Origin of the sequence: Fulvivirga sp. M361 (assembly GCF_007097395.1) — a bacterium.
Taxonomy (GTDB): domain Bacteria; phylum Bacteroidota; class Bacteroidia; order Cytophagales; family Cyclobacteriaceae; genus Fulvivirga.
Map to the genome: position 1 here is coordinate 20308 of NZ_VKDC01000009.1, position 22425 is coordinate 42732.

The following is a 22425-nucleotide window of genomic DNA, read 5'->3' on the forward strand; positions in this document are numbered from 1 at the left end:
ATCAGGAGTACATAACAGCAGGCAAGCAGAATTATTTATAAACAACAAGAGCGACCTGCAAAGCCGCTCCCGTATCACTAAAACCAATTTATTTTGAGTAAGGTTAAATGAACCTTTTGACCTAATATTGTTTTGTAATAGAATACTTATGCAGGCTTAAAAGGTTACACAACATGCATGACATAATTATTATCGGGGCGGGACCTATAGGTCTAGCATGTGGAATAGAAGCAAAAAAAGCAGGACTGGATTATTTGATCATTGATAAAGGCTGTCTGGTAAATTCTATTTACAACTACCCGCTTAATATGACTTTTTTTTCCACTTCTGACCGACTTGAGATCGGAGACGTTCCTTTCATATCGCACGGTAATAAACCCAACCGATTTGAGGCATTGGAATACTACCGTAGAGTAGCCTCAAGCTGGAAACTTAATGTCAGGCTCTACGAAAAAGTAGAGAACGTCACAAAAGCAGAAGACCGGTTTGATGTGACATCCAACCGTGGCACATACAGTACAAAGTCCATCGTACTGGCTACAGGCTTCTATGACTTCCCTTACATGATGAATGTGCCCGGTGAAGACCTTCCGAAGGTTAAGCACTATTATGATGAGCCTCATCCATATTTTGGGCAAAAGTTAATTGTGGTAGGTGCTGCTAACTCCGCTGTAGATGTGGCCCTGGAGACCTATAGAAAAGGGGCTGATGTTACGATGGTGGTACGTGAGCCTGAATTACTGGATTCGGTAAAATACTGGGTAAAACCGGACATTGAAAACCGGATAGAAGAGGGTACCATAAAAGCATATTTTAATTCTGAAATCTCAAACATACGCCCTTATGAAGTTGATATACAGACTCCTGAGGGAAGTAAAACACTCAAGAATGACTTTGTGCTGGCAATGACCGGTTATAAACCCAATTTTGACCTGATGAAATCGATGGGTATCGCATTTAGTGATGATGAATTCCAAACCCCTGTATATAACCCTGAAACACAGGAAACCAATGTAAAAGGGATATTTTTGGCGGGTGTAGTCTGCGGTGGTCTGAAAACCAATAAATGGTTCATCGAAAATTCAAGAATACACGCTGATGTGATCATCCGTTCATTGGGAGAAACCGTCTGAAATATGGCTGGAATTAGCTGCAAAACAGCTTATTGAAAATAAAAAAACAATAAAATGTATCAGTGCATTTAAAAATTGTACTATTTTAGGCCCTGCATTTCTAACAGGCATATATGTTGGTCTACCTCTTATTTATAGTAGGTTTTGTTTTCTTGATTAAAGGCGCGGATTTATTAGTTGATGGAGCTACTTCTATCGGCAAAAAATTCAATGTTTCAAGTATAGTTATCGGACTAACCATTGTGTCCTTCGGTACTTCGTTGCCGGAACTTTTGGTAAACCTTATCGCCAGTTACAATAATAGCCCTGATATAGGAGTTGGTAACGTTTTAGGTAGTAATGTAGCCAATATATTACTGATATTAGGTATTTCGGCACTTATCAGTCCCTTACCCATCACTAAAAACACGTACTTCATTGAGGTTCCATTTTCATTGACAGCCACACTGTTAGTGGGTTTTCTGGCTAATGCATCCATTTTCAATACCACCAATGAGTTTGTGATCAGTCAGAACGACGGCCTGGTATTGCTGTTCTTTTTCTTCCTGTTCATGGGCTATGTATACATCGTTTCAAAACAGCGTAAATCCGAGTTCAATGGCGAGGAATACAATGAAATGGCAATGCCTAAATCCGTTGGATTGATCGTAGTAGGTATATTAGGGCTCTATTTTGGAGGTAAATGGGTGGTAGAAGGGGCGATAGAAATAGCCAGGTTCTTTAACATGAGCGAGCATTTTATAGGGCTCACCGTCATAGCCATAGGCACCTCACTACCCGAACTGGTTACTTCAGCCATAGCTGCTTTTAAAAAGGACACCGACATAGCCGTAGGCAATGTAGTGGGTTCAAACATTTTTAACCTCCTCTGGATCTTAGGGCTGAGTGCGAGTATTAAGCCAATTCCTTATGATGTAATCTCCAATTCTGATATTTTCATGATCATTGCTTCCAGTACAGCGCTGATATTGGCCGTGGTCGTAGGAAAGCGCCCAATTATAAGCAGATGGGAAGGCTTTTTCTTTCTGGTAGCTTACATCTGGTATATTGTATTCCTGATACAACGAGGTTAATCAGGGCTTCTCCGGAATTGAAATTGCAGGAAGAATGTCTCTTTTGAAGAAACAAAGTTCAACTTATAACGCTTGTTGGCAATTCAAATCTTAACACAATGTCGCCAGCACTCAGACACCTCATGCACTATGCTCCTTCATAAAGCTTTTCAAAGAAGCCTGGTTATATAAGATCACTCCCTGTCAGGAAGTTCAGGGCTTTGGGTTCTACCGAAACCGTAACTGGCCCATTTCCCAAAAATTCTCCATCGGCTTCTATTCCCAGCGTTTCATTAGATGTAATCTTTAATTTACCAGCTCGTTTGTAGATCACTTGCGGGTGGTCCAGCTTCTCACCTTTTTTAAGTTTCGGAAGATGTTTCAAATAATCTTTAATAGAGATATCACATATGATCACAACAGAAAGATCCGTGCTGACAGGGCTGGCTTCAGGGGCTATACAAAGGCCGCTGCCAAAAAATCTGCCGTTTGCCATAACAAATGAATTTACAAGGCCTTCCCAATTCCAATCATCTGTTTCCACCAGAATATGCCTGTTCTTATACGATAAAAAAGATTGAATAATGGCCGTGGCAAAGGTAGTGTTTGGCCCTAACCACCGGCTGGACCTGTTTACACGTTGTACAACATCTACCCCTAACCCTATTTCTGCAATATTTACGAAAGTCTTCTTTTGATCGTCCGCAAAATGAACAACTCCGAGATTAACGGGCGTGAAATGTCCCTGGTTTATCTGTGCAAAAAGATGGGCTATATTCGTGGAAACACCCATGGTCCGGGCATAATCATTGGCTGTGCCATTCGGAAATAATCCTATTACGATGTCAGTCTGACCTGCATTACTTACCCCATTTGCCACTTCATGTAAGGTGCCGTCCCCGCCTGCTGCTATGATATTCGAAAAACCATCTTTGGCCATTTCCTCTGCCAAGCGTTGCGCATGCCCGACAAATGAAGTGGTAACCACATGAAATTCTCCATGAAGTAATGACTTATGTTGCTCAAATTTTTTTAGAAATCTCAGTCTGTTTTTACCTCTGCCATTAACAATAAATGCTGTTTTACTTCCTTTTTTAATACGAACACCGGGCATAGGGTACAAATTACGCTTATGGAAAAGTAGCCTCCGTTCAGAACACTCCGCCACTTTTAACATTGTTACCGAACTTATGAATAAAATGATAAAGTAAAAAGAGGCCAATGACCAATCGATGATGGTGAATACCAACGTAATAATCACTAAATGTCGCAGATAAGTCAAAACCGTTAAACAAGTTTAGCGTTGTATTGTACTAGATTGTAAAAATTTAAACTTTAATAGATATGAAAGCCATTTGGAATGGAAAGGTGATAGCCGAAAGCAATGATACTGTAGTGATAGAAGGCAACCATTATTTCCCTAAAAGTGCCATAAAAAAACAGTACTTCGAGGAATCTAATACAAGCAGCGTCTGCCCCTGGAAAGGTACGGCTTCTTATTACACCATAGATGTGGACGGTAATAAAAATACTGATGCAGCATGGTACTACCCTGAAACCAGTGATCTGGCCAAGCAGATCAAAGATTATGTAGCTTTCTGGAAAGGTGTAGAAGTTACAGAATAAATGGTATCAAAGTCACTTTGGAGTTCGCTTACGGGTACGCCCAAGATACTTAAATGCATCTACTAGCAAATAAGTACCCGTAGCACCGGTGACTCCACCCGCAACCAGTAGCGCCTGGCCCAGATCATCATTGTCCCTACCCAGCATCAAACCGCCGGCTATAGTGATCGTGTACCCCAGGGTAGCCACAAAAATACCTCGCTGAAACTTGCTTTTCGACTTGCCCAGGTTCAGGTGAATGTTTTCAACATCGGCTTTTACAGATAAAATCTCTGCCTTTAAGGAATCTAAGCCGGATTGACTTAATGCGGGTGAGCATACCATGAACACAAGGCCAATCACAGTAACTTTTCTGAAGAATTGAATCATTACGACAATGTTGTCAAAAATCTCTAATTATTAAAAATGAAATGAACATAAAACCTACCGTAGTCTGGTAAAGGAATACAACAAGGGCATGCCTACCAACATATGCAGAGTTCAGGCAGTTATTATAACTATGGTATTTACCATAATTCATTTAGTCAGAAGCACTAAGTGCTCTTTCCAATCAGACGGGATCTCATTTAAGCTGTAAAGCCTTAACTCCTGCTCATTTGAATGCACCACCGTTTGTCTTAATGTGCCATGTACTACCTCCGTATCGAGTTTATACATAGCCCCGGTAGCAGGATATATGATCAACAATCCAAGAAGGCCGCCAAAAACAAAATTTCCAAAATACCATCCGTCCAACTTGAAGTGTATTGGCAAGATAACATCATCGTATCCATCCTTGGAAAATTTCACCGAATAAGACGCTTTTTTAAAAAACCTACCCCTGGATGATAAAAATGCCGTGGCAGGAGTTCTCCCCGCAAAAACAGGGCGTCCGTTTAAATCTGTAATGGTAATATTGGCATCATCGGGCTCGCTGTTGATCATTACCGAATAACTACTTTTACTCACTATACTGGCACAGCCCGGGGCTAATAATAGTGTGGTAAGGGTCAGGGGAACTATATACTGTTTCATCTTTTGACAACACTGTTTGTATAATAATCGGACAAATTAGATCATAGACCTAATTGGATGCAATGATAAAAATCAGTTACGCTATTAAGGCACCAATAACTTCATACAGAAGGAATTGGTTGTATTTTTTATATGGAAAAACCAAGGATTTATTGATTCTCTACCCATCTTCTAAAATTTGGAGCATTCTCTTTACTTACTATCACGCTGTCTGTTGTAGCTGGCGATAAACTTAGTATGATCTTGCCATTTTCCGACTTGAATTTAACAATGGCTTCAATATTTACCAGGTATTTACGGTTAGCTCTGAAAAAACACCGATGGTCTAATTCATTGGTTAAATCCGTGATAGAATGATCTATCATATACGTTACACCATCAACATCTCTTAAAAAGACCAGCTTGTGTTCCGTGAAGAAATAACATATGTTCTTCACAGCTATCGATACGTTATCGATCCCCTTTTTAACCAGAAATCTTTTCCGTAGGGGTTTTTCCGCTACAATGTTCTGAAGGTTTTGATAAATAAAATGTGATTGTAATTTCCTGACTTTATTCAGGGCTTTCAAAAGCCTTTCTTCTGAAATAGGCTTTAACAGGTAATCAATAGAATTATGCTCCAGGGCTTCTAAAATGTACTGGTCGTAAGCTGTGGTAAAGATCACCGGAAAAGTTACCGGTACGGCTTTGAATATTTCAAAAGAAACATCATCCGCCAACTGAACATCAAAAAAGGCCAGGTCAGGAGGAGGGTTTATATTTATCCACTGCACTGCAGCGCTAACACTTTCCAATGTAGCAGCGATATTCAATGAATTGTCTAGGTCACGAAGCATATGGACCAGTCGTTGTGTGGCCGCGTGTTCATCTTCTACTAAAAGTACTTTCATATCAGCTTGCTAAAGGGAGCATGGGCAGCTCAATTTTAAAGGTTTGATGACTATGTTCCGTACTTATGCCTTTTCCTACTATTATTTTAAAACGTTCATCAAGATTTGTCAAACCTATTTTTGATGAATGTTCAAGTGACTTTTTTTCTTTAACAGGGTTTGATATCCATAAAGAGTGGCCCCTTTTCCATATTTCTACCGACATGGGAAATCGGGTTGAAATTTCATTATGTTTCACTACATTCTCCAAAGCAAAGAAAACGGAGATAGGAGGAATAAGATAACGTTCTTTATCATTTTCTGATAAGTTAAATGTTACACTCAGCGCATTATCATAGCGCAGGTAAAGGAGTGAAAGATATTTATTGAGAAACAATAATTCATCTTCAAGCATCACAAGCTTACGTTCTTTGTTAGACAATATATATCGATATACCTCTGCAAGATTTTCCGTAAATTGTTTGGCTTTGGCCGGGTTCTGATCAATCAGATAAGCCAGGTTATTCAGTGAGTTGAACATGAAGTGAGGGTCAATCTGGTTTTTTAATGCCTCTAACTCAGCCTGTACCTTTGCTCTTTCCAGTTTTTCACCTTTGACCTTATCAGACTCTCGCTGTTTGATCAGGAAAACAGTTTCATAAGCGTGTGTTATAAAGATCACACATATCACACATACGATGGCGGTCACTTTAATTACTCCCCAGTCCACCACTTCTTGTGATAACTGGTACCAGCCCAATAACATAATGATGACCAATGGTGCAGTATAGAACACGTTACCTCCCAATATCATTACCACTTTTTGTGCCGGATTAATGAACCAATTATATTTTTCTTCCAGCTTAAAAAGCAGGAGCCTGTTGCCCTGCCAGATAAGGAAAGCTATAAGCATAAAATAGGCATACGCGGCTGCCAAATAAAGAATGGAGCGGTCGGTATTATTCACCAATCCGGTAGCATTTGGGATGACTACGCCAAAAAACTGGATGCCTATGATCCTTACCAGCTTATCGTTGATATCGATGTTATCTTTCAAGCGGGAATTTTTCTTTTTGGGCCTCTGATTCTTCCGTTTCGGTAATTCAGGCTGGAAGTTGTCCGGTTAAAAATAGTAAATTCCCCACATGATCCAATATAGACCAGCACACCCCCGGACTTTGACTGACATATCTTCAAGCATTACATTATGCAAAAAGGAACCAACAGTATACCGGAAATTCAAGGGTTAACGATAGCAGTAAGAAATATGAAAGCTATGGTTAATTTTTATCAGAAAGTATTTAATACTGAATTTCAGGAAAGGCGACAGTATGGTACCTCGCTCTATTCCGGCACCTGGCTGGGGATCAGTTTAGTGCTCTGCCCGGCGGAAGTCGCCAATAATACTGCCTCGCAAAACAGACATCAATTTGATATACGTGTTCCAAACCTGGAGGTATTGGTTAATAAAGTCATTGCCTGTGGTGGTGAACGTATGGGCAAAATGCAACAAGATGATTCCGGCAAACACATAGGCTTGTACGACCCTGACGGAAATTCAATGGTATTTATAGAAATGGATGAATAGCAACAAAGTTTTAATGAAGTCACTCTATCTAATAACAGCACTTTTTTTACTGGTCGCTGGTCTGGTCCGGGATAAAGACAGTAAATGTGCTCAGAACACGGCACTTTACTTTTTTGTAGGGTTTTTGCAGACGTTAAAACACCTGAACCAGACCAGCCAAAGATATATGACATTCAAGAAGCCTGAAAGCACTATAATATGAAAATATTAAAAATTAACCATGCCGCTGTTTGGGTGGCTTCATTGGTGGTGCAGTTTGTACCACCTGTCTGGTATGACACTGTATTTTTTGGGATCCGATGGGCGGAGTTAAATGGATTATCCGAGGCAGATTTTGCACAGTATAATATGGCAGCAGGATTAATATCAAACCTGGTATGTTGTGTAGCTGCCGCTTATACCATGGCATTTCTTTTCGTCAGGTTAAAAGTAGACACCGGGTTAAAAGGACTACAGTATGCCTTGCTTATTTGGGTAGGCTTTATTTTCCTGGAAATGACTACACAGAATATGTTTAGCTTAAGGTCTTTCGAACTCACGGTTATTGACCAGAGTGTAGTATTGATCAAATATGAAATTGTAGGTATAATACTCGGATTATGGAAAAAGTACAAAACAGTAGGTACCGCCAACTTTTCCGAAGGGCTCCCGACAGAGACCATCATTGTAAATAACTGAACTAAACCGATAGATAATTATGGATATTTCATCGCTAAATTGGCTGGCTATATTAGTAGCAGCGCTTTCAACATTTGTAATAGGGGCCGTTTGGTATGGGCCTGTTTTTGGAAAAATATGGATGCAGGAAAATGGATTTACAGAAGAAGACCTGAAAGAGGCCAATATGGGCAAGATCTATGGAACGGCCTTTGTGCTGGAACTGGTGATGACCATTAACCTGGCTTTATTTCTAAATAGAATGAGCATAAAAGAGGGGCTGCTCTACGGTTTTTTCACTGGTTTCGGCTGGATTGCCATGGCCATGGGAGTAAACTACCTGTTTTCAAGGAATTCCATCCGTCTCTGGTTCATTGACTCATTTTACTTCGTGGTAAGCTTTACATTAATGGGTGCCATTCTCACCGCCTGGAAATAGAAAATAAAAAAGGACCATGTATTATACATAGTCCTGATGCTGTAATCTCAAGTTGATTTTAACAGTAATGCTTAATAGCCGCCGGCTCCGGACAGTGCACCAAATAGTGCTGCACCAAAAAGCGCTATAAAGATAAAATACAAAACAAAGAAAATGGCAACGATTATAAGTGCACCTTTAGCCCAATTTGCTTTGTTAGGATTAGTCCCACTCCCGAAAGCCCAAACAAACATCATGATGAAGCCCACCAATGGTATGGCGGAAATGAGTAGGGTAATGACCCAATCTTTTACTGACATTACTGTCGTTTCTTGATTTTCCATAGTTGATGAAAGAATTAGTTAAGCGGTAATGTATTAATTTATTAGAAATGATCAAAGTATCATTTCCTTTCAAGTACCAATACACCCATGGAACGCTGGTCATTCACCACTACACTTTTGGGTAATTCAAGAAAATTGAAAGGGTATAACTTATCGATATTAAACAGTTGTTCCGGTTCCATCAGATAGGTGAATTTACTTTCCGGATCCTCCGCTGACAAACCAACTTGTGTTGCTGCTCGTATAAAAAGCAAGCCTCCTCTAGCTATTACACGGGCCAATTCTTTCATCATAGTATGAAAGTGCTCATGACTTTCCGCAAAGTGGAGCACTGCACTGCAAATAACAGCATCAAAGTACTGGTCTGGCCAGGGTAATTCTGATAAGTTACCAGCTGCCCAGTTATCCTTAGGCACTGATCGGTAAGACATCATCGCCATCAGAATGGCCTGGGGGTTCAGATCAATGCCATACACCTCATACCCGTTATTGACAAAATAGGGTAGATTCCTCCCCTCACCACACCCTGCATCTAAAATCTTTGAAAAACCTTCAAACCTCCCTTTCAATATTTGGTCCAGCAGGTACAGGTCGAGGTTACCGACTTGTTGATTTAGCGCTTTATAGTTCATTTTGCAATGCTTCTTTCATCTTCTTTTTACCATGTTCTATGAGTTCTGCACTACGATAGAATTCAAAGGTAGAGCAAATATCACGTGACATCCTGATCACAAGGTCGGGTCGATATGCGTCAATAATATAGTTGGATATTCTATCTTGCATAAGATCAACAGAGCGGGCAAACAGTTCAAAAATACTCAACCGTTTAGGTTTATCATTAACCGCGAGAGAGGGGAACACATTACTCCACTTTTCCAATAACGGCCGAAATCTATTCTTTACTTCCTTTTTGACGTATATCATTTCATTAGGTATATCAGAATTTACGTCTGACACTACCAGCAAATTATCTTTGCTCATATTTACATGGTTGATAGGAATGGGATTGATCACCCCGCCATCTACTAATTCCACACCATCAATAATACTGGGTTTAAGTACAGACGGTATGGCTGCTGAGGCCCGAAGCGCCTGGTACAAACTACCCTTGTTAAAAACCACTTCTCTTTTATTTACTATATCGGTGGCTACCGCAGCAAAAGGAACATTCAACTGTTCTATGTCACGATCCTGGATGAATTTTTTCATTTCATTAAAAACACGCTCTCCGCGTACAAAACCTTGTGTGCTCAGTGTAAAATCCAACAGTTTGAATACGTCCAACTTATCCAGGTTACATATCCACTCTTTGTATTCTGCCAGCTGACCTGCTGCATAAACTCCTCCTACCACAGCACCCATTGAACTACCTGCAATTGAAGTTATAGTGTACCCCTCTTCTTCCAGGGCTTCTATCACACCAATATGTGCAACACCCCTGGCGCCTCCACTGGATAATACTAATGCCACTGACTTACTCATACTATTTTGAACGTCTCTATGAAATATACTCAACGCTTTTCTACAGTAATTTTAACCATTAAAAATTCATTCATCACCATCTGTAAAAAACTGATGCATAATACTTACGAGTAGTATGACCTTAAACACGAGAATAGCTATATTAAAATATTATATCAGTTAGAAAATCATGAATAAGGCTTTAACACTCCCTTTACTTTTTTTGGCTTCTTTTGTCAACGGCCAACTTCTTTCCCCTGAAAAATTTCTCGGATACCAGCTTGGTGAAAGGTTTACCCGACATCATCGTGTAGTGGAATATTTCGAACATGTAGCAGCTTCACAACCCAACGTGAAACTGGAGCAATACGGAGAGACCTACGAGCACCGGCCTTTGATCACCGCCGTAGTTTCTTCACAGCAGAATATGGACCGATGGGATGAAATCAGGGAAAATAACCTGAGAAGAGCAAAAATGCTGGAGGGTAACATAGCTGATGATAACATTGCCATAGTATGGCTCAGCTACAATATCCATGGAAACGAAGCCTCCTCTATTGAAGCTTCTATGCAAACCATCTATGAGCTGGTAACCAATGACAGGGCCGGCAATTGGATGAAAAATACCGTGGTGATCATTGACCCTTGCATAAATCCCGACGGCAGGGATCGTTATGCGAATTTTTACAATCAATATGGCAGTCATGACTTTAACCCTGACGGAAATGCCACGGAACATCGTGAGCCGTGGCCCGGAGGACGTCCCAATCATTATTTGTTTGATTTGAACCGGGATTGGGCCTGGCAAACGCAGCAAGAGTCTGTACAACGTATAAAGGCATATCATGAGATTATGCCACATATTCATGTTGATTTTCACGAGCAAGGACATAACAATCCCTACTATTTTGCTCCTGCGGCAGAACCATTCCATGAAGTGATCACCCCATGGCAGCGGGAATTTCAACAAACCATAGGGAAAAACCATTCAAAATATTTCGATAAAGAAAACTGGTTGTACTTTACTAAAGAGCGCTTTGATTTACTTTATCCCAGCTACGGCGATACATATCCTACCTATAACGGCGCCATAGGTATGACGTATGAACAAGCCGGAGGTGGTTTTGCAGGCCTGGGTATCATCACAGAATATGAAGATACACTAACACTTAAAGATCGCGTCCTGCACCATTTTACAACCGGAATGTCTACAGTAGAGATCAGCTCGTTGAATGCCCGGCGTCTTACCGATGAGTTCAAAAAATATTTCAGCAATAACGTCAATTCGCCAGCCGGAAAGTATAAGACATACGTGATCAAAGGTAGTAATGGTAAGGACAAAATCGCTTCGGTAACCCAGTTCCTGGAAAAACAGAAGATCCGTTACGGAACGGGCAGTAGCAAAGCCAGGCTTAGGGGATTCAATTATCTGAAAAATGGAACTTCTGAGTTATCAATTTCGAGTAACGATTTAATCATCAGCACCTATCAACCAAAATCACGCCTTGTTACTGCATTATTTGAACCTGTGGCCAAGTTATCCGATACACTGACCTATGACATTACTGCCTGGTCCATACCTTATGCCTACGGGGTAGAGGCATACGCACTTAGTGAAAAGATCGCAGTTACCGGGACCTACAAATTCTCCGAACCCCGGTCATTAACGATTAAAAGCAAACCTTATGCTTATCTTGCTAAATACAACAGTTTGGAAGATGTGAAGTGGCTGAGTTCCATTTTACAAAAAGGCATACATGTGCGGGTAGCGCATAAGAGATTTACATTAAATGGAAGTTCTTTCGAAAAAGGTACCCTGGTGGTCACCAGAAGAACCAACGAACGATTAGGTGAACGTTTTGATGAGATCATTCATGAGACTGCAAAAAAATATGACCGTGATATCATGCCTGTCCGGACCGGTTTCATGGACAGTGGTGTGGACCTGGGTTCAGGAGAAATTGCCAGGATCAAAAAACCAAAGATCGCAGTCTTATCCGGGGCCCAGACGTCCTCTTTAAGTTTTGGTGAAATATGGCATTTTTTTGAAAGACAGCTCGATTACCCCATAACCCCGATTCGCACGGATTATTTCAAAAAAATAGACCTTGATGATTACAATGTGCTTATTCTTCCCCATGGTCAATACACTATTTTCTCTGAAGACCAACTCAAGCGTATTTCTAAATGGGTTGGCAATGGTGGGAAACTTATCGCTATAGGTAACGCTTTGAACGGTTTTAAAGATCGAAACGGCTTTTTACTAAAGGAATTTTCCGACGGGGAGAAGAAAAAAGATAACGGCCGTGACTCTGACAACGGCATGCGCCTGTTACAAAGTTTCGAAAGCTATGAACGCGACAATCTATCAAAAGCCATTTTTGGAGCTATTTTTAAAGTGACACTGGATCAGTCTAATCCACTGGCTTATGGTTATGGGCCGGAATACTATTCTCTCAAAACCACTAATTCACGTTACGCCTATTTGGAAAAAGGCCAGAATGTAGGTGTCCTAAAAAAAGATTCGAGCCCCGTGAGTGGGTTTGCAGGGTTTAAAGCTGTGAGTAAACTGGAGAACAGCCTGGTTTTTGGAATTGAACAAAAAGGGAAAGGCCAGATCATTTATATGGTGGACAATCCCCTTTTTAGAGCTTTTTGGGAAAATGGGAAGCTACTTTTTTCCAATGCTGTTTTTATCACCGGAAACCGATAGAGGTAATACTCTCTGGTATTCCCGGAAAAAGTGGCCGAAATGCTATAAACTTTTTAAAGCTGCTTCGTAGTCAGGTTCGTCTACAATCTCATTGACTAACTGAGTATACAGAACTTTACCTTCCTCATCTAACACAATAACAGACCTTGCATCTAATCCTGCCAGCGGACCATCTTCCAACCTGATCCCCAATTTTTCCGAAAACTCAGGATGCCTGAAGTCAGATAAGCTTATTACATCTTCAATACCCTCTGCACCACAGAACCGGGCATGTGCAAATGGCAGATCTTTTGAAATGCATAGCACCTTTGTGTTGTCCAGTGAAGCCGCTTCTTTGTTAAATGTTCTAACAGATGTAGCGCAGGTAGAAGTATCAATACTTGGGAAAATATTCAATACCAGTTTCCGGCCTTTAAAATCTGATAGGCTTACTTCTGAAAGATCTGATTTAGTCAGTGTAAAATCCAGGGAAGTACCTACTTCCGGCAGGTCTCCGTTTGTCTGGCTGGGATTGCCTTTGAGTGTAACTTGTGCCATAATTTCGTTTGTGTGATATCTGTTTATTGTTGATCTAACATGTCATCCAATGTATTTGTTGCCACAAAATGATAATTAGGCCGGGCCTTTTTATAAATGGTTGATGCCATTATTTTACCCTGTTCTGTTTTTATCATTTCACCATATATCGGACTCAGAAATTTCCTGCGCCCGGTATGGATCAGAAAATCTTCCAGGCGTTCATAGGCAGGAGAGAAGTCATGTTTTACCACCTGTATCAGCCAGCCCGTCAAAACTTCAGCATTGCCCGATTTGGTAAATCCAAAGGCATCATCCAACTCCGCTAATTGAGTATTTGTCACTGTTTCCGGAATAGATCTTACAAAATGCAGCCATTCATGGGAGGTCCATTGTTGGGTATTCAATTCATCGGGTTTGGCACCAGCCATATATTTTGTTAGTTGTTCATCCACCTCGGAAAAGCGATTGGAAGAGGGCAGTTTAATGCCTTCAGGTAGCCCTGACTGGTAGATCCAAGTATTAAGGTCAAAATTTGTACTCTCTTGTTGTAAAAAAGTCTCAAACTGCCGGATAAACGCCTCTGTAGTCATTACTTTAAAAGCATTCTTTTCAAAGTACGATTTCAAAAAGTGATCAAATTTTTCTCTGCCAATGGTTTCTTCAATATTTCTTAAAAGCAAATACCCTTTATTATAAGCAATTGAAGTCACTCCATCGTCAGGATTACGCATACTTAGGTCCAGTTTTAAATGGGTGTCTTTCGCATTGCCGGCTTCGGTCATTGCTTCGATCTCTTCTACCAGATCTTGCGCTGCGAGTGCAGCAAGCATCTCAGAGTAATCCCGATCATATAATTTTTCCATGATCCGCTGCTCGAAATAAACGGTAAAGCCTTCATTCAACCAAAAATCATCCCAGGTAGCATTAGTCACCAGGTTTCCCGACCAGGAGTGGGCCAGTTCATGTGCTACCAAAGAGACCAACGATTTATCACCCGCCAAAATGGTAGGTGTCGCAAAAGTGAGTCTGGGGTTTTCCATTCCGCCAAAAGGAAAACTGGGAGGAAGTACCAGCAAGTCATAACGGTCCCAACGATAGGGGCCGTACAGCTCTTCTGCAGCTGTTATCATAGATTCCAGGTCTTCAAACTCTGCGGCTGACCTTTCAATTACTGAAGCTTCTGCATAGACTCCACTACGTTGCCCCAATGAAGTAAAGGTCAGGTCTCCCACAGCAAGCGCAAGTAAATAAGCAGGTATCGGCTGTACCATTTTGAAATTATAAACACCATCATCCGACACGGTTTGAGGATTTTCAGCACTCATCAACGCCATTAACCCTTGAGGTACGGTCACTTTCGCATTGTATGTGAACCTTATACCGGGAGAATCCTGAATGGGTACCCAGCTGCGGGCAAGAATGGCTTGAGATTGTGTAAACAAAAATGGTTTTTCTTTATCAGCAGTTTGCTGCGGGCTGAGCCATTGTAACGCCTCAGCTCCGGGAGAAGTGCTGTAATGAACCGTCACTTGCCTGGTTTGCGGAGTAATGGGTATTTCCAGTGCACTCCCTTTATGCTCTTCTTCTGCCCGCAATGAGAATTGAATTTGATCACCGTCTACTAAAACCTCCGAAATACTCAGTGCTTTCGTATCTAACATCAGTTTACTGGCATCATCACTATTGCTAAGCGTCAGGATAGCTTTGGCAGAGATGGTTTTGGATTCAAAATCTATGGCTGCTGTCCAATCCAAATGGGTCACTACCGATTCATCTGGTTGGGCATAAGTGTGCTTATCGGTAAAGGTCATGATCTCTTTTTGTTCAACATTGTCTTTTGTAGCCGTTTCGCAAGACACGAATGCCACCAGAAAAAATAAACATAGCTTTTTCAATGTGTACATGTTTAGTGATAAATAAATTCTCCTTTTTCTCCCTTTACAGTTACCTGTTTTTGAACGGCCTCTTCCACATGTCCTATCACCTGTGCTTCCACACCAAAGCTTTCAGCAATAGCAATGACCCGGTCAGCATAAGACGGTTCAAGGTAAATCTCCATTCGATGCCCCATGTTAAAGACCTTGTACATCTCCTTCCAATCTGTGCCGCTCTCTTCCCGGATGCATTTAAACAAAGGGGGTATCTCAAAAAGATTGTCTTTTACAATGTGCAGCCCCTCTACAAAGTGAAGTACTTTGGTTTGTGCACCGCCACTACAATGTACCATGCCCTGTACTTGTGGTCTTAAGCTTTTTAATACTTCACTTATCACCGGTGCATAGGTACGCGTAGGCGACAAGACCAGTTTACCCATATCAACGGGAATATTGGCTACTTTATCTGTTAGCTTGTACTTCCCTGAATATACCAGGTCTATTGGTACCGAAGGGTCGTAAGATTCAGGGTATTTTTCAGCGTACTCCTTATGAAATATATCATGACGGGCAGAAGTAAGGCCATTACTACCCATTCCTCCATTGTATTCATTTTCATAATTGGATTGTCCATACGAGGCTAAACCAACGATCACATTACCCGCTTTAATCCGGCTGTTGTCAATAACATCAGACCGTTTTATCCGGCCCACTACCGTACTGTCTACCACCACCGTACGCACAAGATCTCCAAGATCAGCCGTTTCTCCTCCGGTACTTCTGATGTCCAAACCATTATCCCGAAGCATCTGCAGTACCTCCTCAGTACCTTCAATCAAAGCTGCTATTACTTCCCCGGGAATGAGTGATTTGTTCCGTCCTATGGTAGAAGAAAGTAAAATATTGTTTACTGCTCCTACACATATAAGGTCATCCGTATTCATGACCACGGCATCCTGTGCAATTCCTTTCCAAACGGACAGGTCTCCGGTTTCTTTCCAGTAGAGATAGGCCAGCGATGATTTTGTGCCTGCTCCATCCGCATGCATTACAGTACAGTAAGCAGGATCCCCCCCGAGGAAGTCGTCTACAATCTTACAAAAGGCCTTAGGATAAAGGCCTTTGTCTATTTTTTTTATCGCACGATGTACTTCTTCCTTGGAAGCAGAAACTCCTCGTGCTGCGTATCTTTCATTCATAGATAAAAAGGAGAAGAACAAAAATAACAAAAGTCGCTTCCTATCAGATAAAAAGCGACTTTTCGTTTATGAATTAATTTGAGAAACTAGCGCTCACCACTGTCATCTTCTTCCTCATCATCAAAATATCTTTCTTCATCAAACTCTTCTCCGGAAGCTGTATTCACCTGACCAATTTCCAGGATCTTAAATTCCGTGCGGCGGTTTACCTGATGTTCTTCCTCTGTTTTAGCTGTTTTTATGATCAACCGGGACTCACCATAGCCTCGTGCCACCAGGCGATCACTCGCTATACCTTGAGATATAATATAGCTGACGGCAGAATTTGCCCTTTTATCTGACAGTCTTAGATTGTAGGCATCGGACTCCCTGTCATCCGTATGTGAGCTAAGCTCTATTTTTAGCTCCGGGTTATCCTGCAGAATGGTGACCAGTTTATCTAACTCAAGTGCGGCATCATCACGAATGTCCCACTTATTGAGATCATAATAAATGTTCTCCATAACGAACACTTTATCTTTTTCTATTTTTTCCAGTACCAGAAGTGTATCAAACCTTACTTCAGTAACCAGCTTAGTGAGTGTATCGCGATCTGCAGCTTTACCTACGGTGGTAAATTTCTCACGAGTGATCAAATATTTATCCGGGCCTCTTTTCTTTTCAGCTACCAGGTTATAATGCTCATGTTCATAAACCCTAAAAAGAAATTTTCCATCCGACTCCGTATTCGTCTCATCCAGTACCTCGCCCTTATAGTCCAGTAATTGCACATTTACATTGGGCAGTATACTCAACTTATCATTGTCATCATGGGTCATGGTCACTCCCTGCAAGAAATAGTTCACCACTTTAAGGTTTGGGTCTTCATTCACAAAGGTGTAGATGTCATCATCCCCTTTTCCTCCCTCACGATTAGAGGTAAAAAAGCCTCTGTCCGCCTTAAAAAGGTGGATGCCGAAATCGTCGGCGCTGGAGTTTACAGGCTCACCAAGATTTTCAATTTCAATACGCCCATTTTTTCTTCTGGCTACGTATAGATCCAGCCCTCCGAAACTCGGATGACCATCGCTTGAGAAATACATATGCCCGTCGTCCGAAATGTATGGGAACATTTCATTCCCTGTGGTATTAATTTCCGGTCCGATATTCTTCACTTTAAAAAATCTTCCTCTGGCATTTCTTCTTGCCGAATAAATATCTGTTCCGCCATAGCCTCCCGGACGATTTGACGCAAAATACAGTGTTTTACCATCTCTGCTGAATGCCGGTGAAGAATCCCAGTATCCCGGATTGTTAATATTGAGCATTCGTGGTTCAGTCCAAACCCCATTTCGGTTTCGGGTAATGTATAAGTTCACTTCGGCAGTACCTTTCTTTTTACCTGAATTTCCTTTCGCAAACACCATGGTTTTACCATCAGGACTGAAAGTCACCGACCCTTCATTGGTGATGGGGCCATTAATTCGGTCACCCAGGTCCTTTATCGTTTGTGATTGTACTCGCGCCCCCTTAGTTTTCACGCTATAAATATTAGTAAACGGCGTACCTGTACCCAGGTAGATCTTACTATCTCCCCGTGAGGATGCGAAGAAAAGTTCACCATCATTATAGGCAGGTGAGTATTCTGCCGATGGTGTATTGATAGCTTCCAGGTTTTTAACCCTGTAATAGTTTTTTTTGGATTTTATCTCACTTAAGTTATCCAGGTTTTGATACTCTTCTTCAGCACGATTTTTATATTTCTCATCCGTAACCGTACTTAGGAAAGTTTCCAATACTTCACGACTCTTATCATATTTACGCTCTGCTTTCAAAGCAAATGCGTAAAACAAGCGAACGGAATCATTTTCCAGCCCATTGTTCAAGGCTTTTTCATAATAGGGCAAAGCGAGGTGTACACGATTAGAGAGTCTGTAAGACTCCGCTACAAAATAGTTTGCTTCAGCATGGTCCGGATCTTTTTTGAGTACTTTGTTGTAAAGGTCAATGGTATATTGAAATTGGGCCAGGTCAAATGACTTGGAAGCTTTCTTTTCTATACCACAACTGTTGAGCAGCATAGTACAGGCAAGTGTAAAGGACGCTGAAATGATAAGTGCTCTCATGTTAAGCCTTTTAATTAAAGCTAGGTTAATAATATATTAAATTTCTTAACGAAGGTGAATATTTTAATGTTGTCCTTAATTAAAATAACGCCCTAACCAGGTCTTCCCGGCCGGTAATAGCCAGGCCTGCTCCAATTCCTTCTTGTATTGAATCAAATTATTAAAGGTCAATGTATTTTCATCAATAACACCTTCTGACACTTTAAGCTTCAGGTCATTGAGTGATTCAAGAAAGACTTCATTTTTATAAATAAATGCCACTTTAGATCGGTCAAAGAAATTCAGGTCCAGATCTTTTTCTATTTTTTGAATAAAATGCACGGAAGCATCTATGGAACATCCACTGGCGCTATTAAAAGACTCATCCACCAGTATAATCAGAAATTGGTCATGAAGCAGTTTGTAAGAAGCCCGTAAAGGCGCTCCATGAGCCTCCCAGGAATCAACAAACTGATTAGCAGCCTGATCAATTGATGCTAATTCTTGTTCATTGAGCTTTCTATTCGACTGGTATACCCATACCCGGGCATTTTCCGGCATGTCATCAAATGATTCGTACATTTTCCAAATTTAATAAATTAACTAAAAAGTAGGCAGATTAGTTCTTCATGTAACAACCGCATATAAAGTCATTTATGCGACTTCTTAGCATTGAATACTGTCCTAAGTTTGACCTGTGATAATTTCGTGATACTTACAACCTACATTTGTATCGATGAAAAAGGTATTGCTCATAGAAGACGACATTCATATTAAAGAACTACTCGAGATCCATCTCAAGGACCTGGAATGCCAGTTAATGTCCTTTACTAACGGCCAGGCAGGCTACAATGCCGCTACCACCGAGTATTTTGATTTAATCATTCTGGATATCACCTTACCGGGAAAAGATGGTTTGGAGATATGTCGCGACCTTCGGGCTAATAAGATCAAAATACCCATTCTGATGCTAACCGCACGTAGTGAAGAAGTGGATAAGATCATGGGATTAGAAACGGGAGCAGATGATTATCTGACCAAACCATTCAGTGTAAGAGAATTTATAGCACGGGTAAAAGCTATATTCAGGCGGGTAGATATGTTTAAACAGGAAGACATATCCGAACAGATGATCCGTCAGGGTAATCTTCAAATTGACAAGAGCAAAAGAAAAGTCTTGCTGGAGGAAAAACGCATTGACCTTACGCCAAAAGAGTTTGACCTTTTGTTTTTACTGGCATCACACCCCGGGAAAAGTTATTCCCGTGATCAGTTGCTGTCCCTGGTTTGGGGATATGAGTTCGAAGGGTATGAACATACGGTTAATTCACACATCAACAGGCTAAGGGCTAAAGTAGAAAAAGACCTGTCTAACCCTACCTATATACTTACTTCATGGGGAGTGGGATATCGTTTTAATGATGAGATCCCCGCGTAATTTTTTAAAAAAATGAAAAATAGTTCATCATCAGGTTTTTTCTGGAAAATTGTGGCCCTTTTTACCGGGTTACTGTTTGTAGTGGGTTTTGCTTACGTTTTTATAACTGTGAACCTGGCTGAAAAGTATGCCCAGGAGCGGAATCAACGGTTGAATGCTGATATTGCTAAAAACATCATAGCAGAAGTTAAGCCCTATGTAGAGGGTCAATTGGACACTACAGCTACGGATGATATTATGCACCATATGATGGCCATCAACCCTAGCCTGGAAGTTTATATCCTTGATGCCGCCGGTAAAATCCTGAATTATGTAGCCCCATACAAAAAGGTCAAGCTTGAAAGCGTGGACCTGGTGCCGGTAGAGGACTTCATTCGTACGGACGGAGAAAAATACATCGAAGGTGATGATCCCCGGAACCCGGGTCAGTATAAAGTTTTTTCTGCCGCTCCCATTAAAGAAAATAATGTCACGATTGCTTATATCTATGTAGTACTGGCCAGTGAAGAGTATGTTTCAGCATCGGAATATGTCTTAAACAGTTATGTATTAAAACTGGGAGGCCGGGCTATTCTTATAACTTTTTTGTCTGCCTTACTTCTGGGCATATTAGCGCTCTGGCTAATCACTAAAAACCTGAATAAGATCATCACTATTGTTAAAAAATTTCAGAGTGGTGAAATGAGCGCACGCATACCAGTAAAAGAAGGAGGAGGAATAAACGACCTGGCCATTACATTCAATGATATGGCCGATACCATTGTTGGTAATATTGAGAACTTAAAATCGATGGAGAACCTTCGTCGTGAATTGGTTGGCAACGTTTCCCATGATCTTAGAACACCATTATCAGTAATCCATGGCTACATAGAGACGTTGATGATCAAGCAAAACCAGTTGACGGATCCGGAAAGAGATAAATATTTAAAGATCATTCTTGAAAGCACGCATAAGCTGAAAAAGCTGGTAGAAGAACTGTTTGAATTATCAAAACTGGAGGCCCAGCAAGTAACAGCCCAAAAGGAGCCTTTTTTTATCCAGGAGTTAATACATGACCTGTGTCAAAAGTTTGAACTCCTGGCAAGTGAGAAGAATATTGTTTTGAAAACAGCGCACAACCCTAACAAATCCCTGGTTTTTGCAGATGTTTCATTGATAGAAAGGGTACTGCAAAACCTCATAGACAATGCGCTTAAATTCACTCCTGAAAATGGAGAGATATCCGTCCTGGTAGATAGCTCAGATCAATATGTAGAGATCCAAGTTTCAGATACCGGACCCGGCATCCCAAAAGAACAAATTCCCTACATTTTTGACAGGTATCATATTGGCGACAAACGTGTTAGTTTGGATAACAAAAATACTGGGCTTGGGTTAGCTATTGTAAAGAAAATTTTAGAGATCCATAATGTAACCATCAACCTTTCCAGTAAGCTGGACAAAGGAACTACTTTTTCATTTCAACTTCCGCAGTATGAGAATAGTTAATTATTTAAAGCTAAGTTTCATCATAACACTACTGATTACCAGCGGGTGTATAGGCACCGATGTTATAGATGATGAAATCAGGGACATTGTATTTACGATAGAAAGTGAAAATGACGGTGTCGTTCCGCTTTTAGTAAACGGCACTGCCATGTTACAATTCAATTATGAAAACAAATATGGCGTAAAAGAAGATATTACCCCTATGTGGGTGGTAGAAGACAATACGGTAGCCAGCGTGGATTCAGATGGCACCGTCACAGCCCTTAAAAAAGGACAGACGATGGTTTCAGCTTTTTTTGAGGGCCTGGAAAGCTCCTCAATCATCATCAGTGTGAGTGAAACTTCTAATGACGTAAATAAAGTACTCATAGAAGTTAGTCGAACAATGTTAGAAGTCAATGAATCTGTTCAACTCACAGGCACTGCGTGGAATGTAAATGGAATGCTGATTGAAAACACGACGGTCAGCTCCTGGGAAGTTGATAATACGGCCGTTGCCCAAATCGACGCGAATGGGCTATTGACCACATTAGCAAGCGGGGAGGTGATGGTGACAGCTACTATTGACGGAATAAAAAGTGCTCCCAAGCTTTTTACAGTAGGTGGGGAAACAGAAAAAACGGCCACATTTCGTGGGGCGAGTGGATATGTAGCCACTGGAACGGCACGTCTTTTCATAGATGACGGTGGTATACTAAACCTGGAATTAAGCGATGATTTCGATACGGATTTTGCCTTAGGCACTTTTATTTATCTATCGAATTCCACAGGTGGGTCCGCCACTCGTTCTTCCGGCTTAGAAGTGGCTGAGATAAAAAATGACGGAGGGGCTACCTTCAATATCACTAATCTAAACGCTAATGCTACCTTGGATACCTACAGATATGTTATTGTACTTTGCAGACCTGCGTCAATAACATTTGGTTTAGCAGATTTTAATCTTTGACA

The 22425-nt window shown here is 41.0% G+C and carries 23 protein-coding genes; 10 read left to right on the forward strand and 13 right to left on the reverse strand.

Annotated elements, in window-relative coordinates; genetic code table 11:
* Positions 1–173: 173 nt before the first annotated feature.
* Positions 174–1133: a YpdA family putative bacillithiol disulfide reductase gene (locus FNH22_RS12125; RefSeq protein ID WP_143398652.1), complete on the forward strand. Its 960-nt coding sequence runs from the start codon at positions 174–176 to the stop codon at positions 1131–1133.
* Between the two features lie 113 nt (positions 1134–1246).
* A complete protein-coding gene (locus FNH22_RS12130; RefSeq protein WP_143398653.1) occupies positions 1247–2206 on the forward strand; it encodes a calcium/sodium antiporter in 960 nt (319 codons plus the stop codon).
* 163 nt (positions 2207–2369) lie between these two features.
* Here the strand turns inward: FNH22_RS12130 and FNH22_RS12135 are convergent, their stop codons facing one another.
* The gene (locus FNH22_RS12135; protein WP_143398654.1) at positions 2370–3467 is read right to left on the reverse strand and encodes a diacylglycerol kinase family protein; all 1098 of its coding nucleotides are present in this window, start codon (positions 3465–3467) and stop codon (positions 2370–2372) included.
* 62 nt (positions 3468–3529) lie between these two features.
* On the opposite strand from FNH22_RS12135, the gene FNH22_RS12140 reads away from it, so the two are divergent.
* Positions 3530–3811 (forward strand): DUF427 domain-containing protein, encoded by a 282-nt coding sequence (locus FNH22_RS12140; RefSeq protein ID WP_143398655.1) that lies wholly within the window; start codon positions 3530–3532, stop codon positions 3809–3811.
* Between the two features lie 12 nt (positions 3812–3823).
* Here the strand turns inward: FNH22_RS12140 and FNH22_RS12145 are convergent, their stop codons facing one another.
* The 4 genes from FNH22_RS12145 to FNH22_RS12160 form a co-directional block, all read right to left on the reverse strand.
* A complete protein-coding gene (locus FNH22_RS12145; protein ID WP_143398656.1) occupies positions 3824–4180 on the reverse strand; it encodes a hypothetical protein in 357 nt (118 codons plus the stop codon).
* Positions 4181–4327: 147 nt separating this feature from the next.
* Positions 4328–4825, reverse strand: a complete 498-nt coding sequence (locus FNH22_RS12150; RefSeq protein WP_143398657.1) for a hypothetical protein — start codon at positions 4823–4825, stop codon at positions 4328–4330.
* 149 nt (positions 4826–4974) lie between these two features.
* A complete protein-coding gene (locus FNH22_RS12155; protein ID WP_143398658.1) occupies positions 4975–5715 on the reverse strand; it encodes a LytTR family DNA-binding domain-containing protein in 741 nt (246 codons plus the stop codon).
* Between the two features lies 1 nt (position 5716).
* Positions 5717–6751 (reverse strand): sensor histidine kinase, encoded by a 1035-nt coding sequence (locus FNH22_RS12160; protein WP_143398659.1) that lies wholly within the window; start codon positions 6749–6751, stop codon positions 5717–5719.
* Between the two features lie 150 nt (positions 6752–6901).
* On the opposite strand from FNH22_RS12160, the gene FNH22_RS12165 reads away from it, so the two are divergent.
* From FNH22_RS12165 to FNH22_RS12180, 3 genes are all read left to right on the forward strand, one after another.
* Positions 6902–7282, forward strand: coding sequence for a VOC family protein (locus FNH22_RS12165; RefSeq protein ID WP_143398660.1), 381 nt, complete (start codon positions 6902–6904; stop codon positions 7280–7282).
* Positions 7283–7480: 198 nt separating this feature from the next.
* Complete coding sequence (locus tag FNH22_RS12175; protein ID WP_143398662.1) at positions 7481–7960, forward strand: DUF1761 domain-containing protein; 480 nt, start codon at positions 7481–7483, stop codon at positions 7958–7960.
* Between the two features lie 19 nt (positions 7961–7979).
* A complete protein-coding gene (locus tag FNH22_RS12180; RefSeq protein ID WP_143398663.1) occupies positions 7980–8378 on the forward strand; it encodes a DUF1761 domain-containing protein in 399 nt (132 codons plus the stop codon).
* A gap of 71 nt (positions 8379–8449) precedes the next feature.
* Here FNH22_RS12180 and FNH22_RS12185 read toward each other — a convergent pair whose 3' ends face one another.
* Genes FNH22_RS12185 through FNH22_RS12195 form a run of 3 tightly spaced genes read right to left on the reverse strand, consistent with a single transcriptional unit; the run spans position 8450 to position 10183 of the window.
* A complete protein-coding gene (locus FNH22_RS12185) occupies positions 8450–8701 on the reverse strand; it encodes a hypothetical protein (protein WP_143398664.1) in 252 nt (83 codons plus the stop codon).
* A gap of 59 nt (positions 8702–8760) precedes the next feature.
* Positions 8761–9333, reverse strand: a complete 573-nt coding sequence (locus FNH22_RS12190; protein ID WP_143398665.1) for a class I SAM-dependent methyltransferase — start codon at positions 9331–9333, stop codon at positions 8761–8763.
* Positions 9323–10183 (reverse strand): patatin-like phospholipase family protein, encoded by an 861-nt coding sequence (locus FNH22_RS12195; RefSeq protein ID WP_143398666.1) that lies wholly within the window; start codon positions 10181–10183, stop codon positions 9323–9325. The genes FNH22_RS12190 and FNH22_RS12195 overlap by 11 nt, the downstream gene beginning before the upstream one ends.
* A gap of 169 nt (positions 10184–10352) precedes the next feature.
* Here FNH22_RS12195 and FNH22_RS12200 point away from each other — a divergent pair, with 169 nt between their 5' ends.
* Positions 10353–12875 carry a M14 family metallopeptidase gene (locus tag FNH22_RS12200; protein ID WP_143398667.1) on the forward strand — a complete coding sequence of 841 codons (2523 nt, stop codon included), beginning with the start codon at positions 10353–10355 and terminating at the stop codon, positions 12873–12875.
* 42 nt (positions 12876–12917) lie between these two features.
* On the opposite strand, the gene tpx is transcribed toward FNH22_RS12200, so the two are convergent.
* From tpx to FNH22_RS12225, 5 genes are all read right to left on the reverse strand, one after another.
* Entirely contained in the window at positions 12918–13412 is a 495-nt protein-coding gene (gene tpx, locus FNH22_RS12205; protein WP_143398668.1) for a thiol peroxidase, read from the reverse strand.
* Between the two features lie 23 nt (positions 13413–13435).
* Positions 13436–15298: a M1 family metallopeptidase gene (locus tag FNH22_RS12210; protein WP_143398669.1), complete on the reverse strand. Its 1863-nt coding sequence runs from the start codon at positions 15296–15298 to the stop codon at positions 13436–13438.
* Between the two features lie 2 nt (positions 15299–15300).
* The gene (locus FNH22_RS12215) at positions 15301–16467 is read right to left on the reverse strand and encodes an AIR synthase related protein (RefSeq protein ID WP_143398670.1); all 1167 of its coding nucleotides are present in this window, start codon (positions 16465–16467) and stop codon (positions 15301–15303) included.
* Positions 16468–16553: 86 nt separating this feature from the next.
* Entirely contained in the window at positions 16554–18572 is a 2019-nt protein-coding gene (locus FNH22_RS32805) for an OmpA family protein (RefSeq protein ID WP_305038363.1), read from the reverse strand.
* Positions 18573–18647: 75 nt separating this feature from the next.
* Complete coding sequence (locus tag FNH22_RS12225; RefSeq protein WP_143398671.1) at positions 18648–19133, reverse strand: hypothetical protein; 486 nt, start codon at positions 19131–19133, stop codon at positions 18648–18650.
* Between the two features lie 154 nt (positions 19134–19287).
* Here FNH22_RS12225 and FNH22_RS12230 point away from each other — a divergent pair, with 154 nt between their 5' ends.
* Genes FNH22_RS12230 through FNH22_RS12240 form a run of 3 tightly spaced genes read left to right on the forward strand, consistent with a single transcriptional unit; the run spans position 19288 to position 22423 of the window.
* Entirely contained in the window at positions 19288–19989 is a 702-nt protein-coding gene (locus FNH22_RS12230; protein ID WP_143398672.1) for a response regulator transcription factor, read from the forward strand.
* 12 nt (positions 19990–20001) lie between these two features.
* Complete coding sequence (locus FNH22_RS12235) at positions 20002–21477, forward strand: HAMP domain-containing sensor histidine kinase (RefSeq protein ID WP_143398673.1); 1476 nt, start codon at positions 20002–20004, stop codon at positions 21475–21477.
* On the forward strand, positions 21464–22423 hold the full coding sequence (locus tag FNH22_RS12240; protein WP_143398674.1) for an Ig-like domain-containing protein: 960 nt from the start codon (positions 21464–21466) through the stop codon (positions 22421–22423). Before FNH22_RS12235 ends, FNH22_RS12240 begins: the two co-directional genes overlap by 14 nt.
* Positions 22424–22425 lie beyond the last annotated feature (2 nt).

Coding starts and splice junctions, on each gene's coding strand:
- FNH22_RS12125 (WP_143398652.1), top strand. CDS start 174: ATGCATGACATAATTATTATCGGGGCGGGACCTATAGGTCTAGCATGT.
- FNH22_RS12130 (WP_143398653.1), top strand. CDS start 1,247: ATGTTGGTCTACCTCTTATTTATAGTAGGTTTTGTTTTCTTGATTAAA.
- FNH22_RS12140 (WP_143398655.1), top strand. CDS start 3,530: ATGAAAGCCATTTGGAATGGAAAGGTGATAGCCGAAAGCAATGATACT.
- FNH22_RS12145 (WP_143398656.1), bottom strand. CDS start 4,180: ATGATTCAATTCTTCAGAAAAGTTACTGTGATTGGCCTTGTGTTCATG.
- FNH22_RS12150 (WP_143398657.1), bottom strand. CDS start 4,825: ATGAAACAGTATATAGTTCCCCTGACCCTTACCACACTATTATTAGCC.
- FNH22_RS12155 (WP_143398658.1), bottom strand. CDS start 5,715: ATGAAAGTACTTTTAGTAGAAGATGAACACGCGGCCACACAACGACTG.
- FNH22_RS12165 (WP_143398660.1), top strand. CDS start 6,902: ATGCAAAAAGGAACCAACAGTATACCGGAAATTCAAGGGTTAACGATA.
- FNH22_RS12175 (WP_143398662.1), top strand. CDS start 7,481: ATGAAAATATTAAAAATTAACCATGCCGCTGTTTGGGTGGCTTCATTG.
- FNH22_RS12180 (WP_143398663.1), top strand. CDS start 7,980: ATGGATATTTCATCGCTAAATTGGCTGGCTATATTAGTAGCAGCGCTT.
- FNH22_RS12185 (WP_143398664.1), bottom strand. CDS start 8,701: ATGGAAAATCAAGAAACGACAGTAATGTCAGTAAAAGATTGGGTCATT.
- FNH22_RS12190 (WP_143398665.1), bottom strand. CDS start 9,333: ATGAACTATAAAGCGCTAAATCAACAAGTCGGTAACCTCGACCTGTAC.
- FNH22_RS12195 (WP_143398666.1), bottom strand. CDS start 10,183: ATGAGTAAGTCAGTGGCATTAGTATTATCCAGTGGAGGCGCCAGGGGT.
- FNH22_RS12200 (WP_143398667.1), top strand. CDS start 10,353: ATGAATAAGGCTTTAACACTCCCTTTACTTTTTTTGGCTTCTTTTGTC.
- tpx (WP_143398668.1), bottom strand. CDS start 13,412: ATGGCACAAGTTACACTCAAAGGCAATCCCAGCCAGACAAACGGAGAC.
- FNH22_RS12210 (WP_143398669.1), bottom strand. CDS start 15,298: ATGTACACATTGAAAAAGCTATGTTTATTTTTTCTGGTGGCATTCGTG.
- FNH22_RS12215 (WP_143398670.1), bottom strand. CDS start 16,467: ATGAATGAAAGATACGCAGCACGAGGAGTTTCTGCTTCCAAGGAAGAA.
- FNH22_RS32805 (WP_305038363.1), bottom strand. CDS start 18,572: ATGAGAGCACTTATCATTTCAGCGTCCTTTACACTTGCCTGTACTATG.
- FNH22_RS12225 (WP_143398671.1), bottom strand. CDS start 19,133: ATGTACGAATCATTTGATGACATGCCGGAAAATGCCCGGGTATGGGTA.
- FNH22_RS12230 (WP_143398672.1), top strand. CDS start 19,288: ATGAAAAAGGTATTGCTCATAGAAGACGACATTCATATTAAAGAACTA.
- FNH22_RS12235 (WP_143398673.1), top strand. CDS start 20,002: ATGAAAAATAGTTCATCATCAGGTTTTTTCTGGAAAATTGTGGCCCTT.
- FNH22_RS12240 (WP_143398674.1), top strand. CDS start 21,464: ATGAGAATAGTTAATTATTTAAAGCTAAGTTTCATCATAACACTACTG.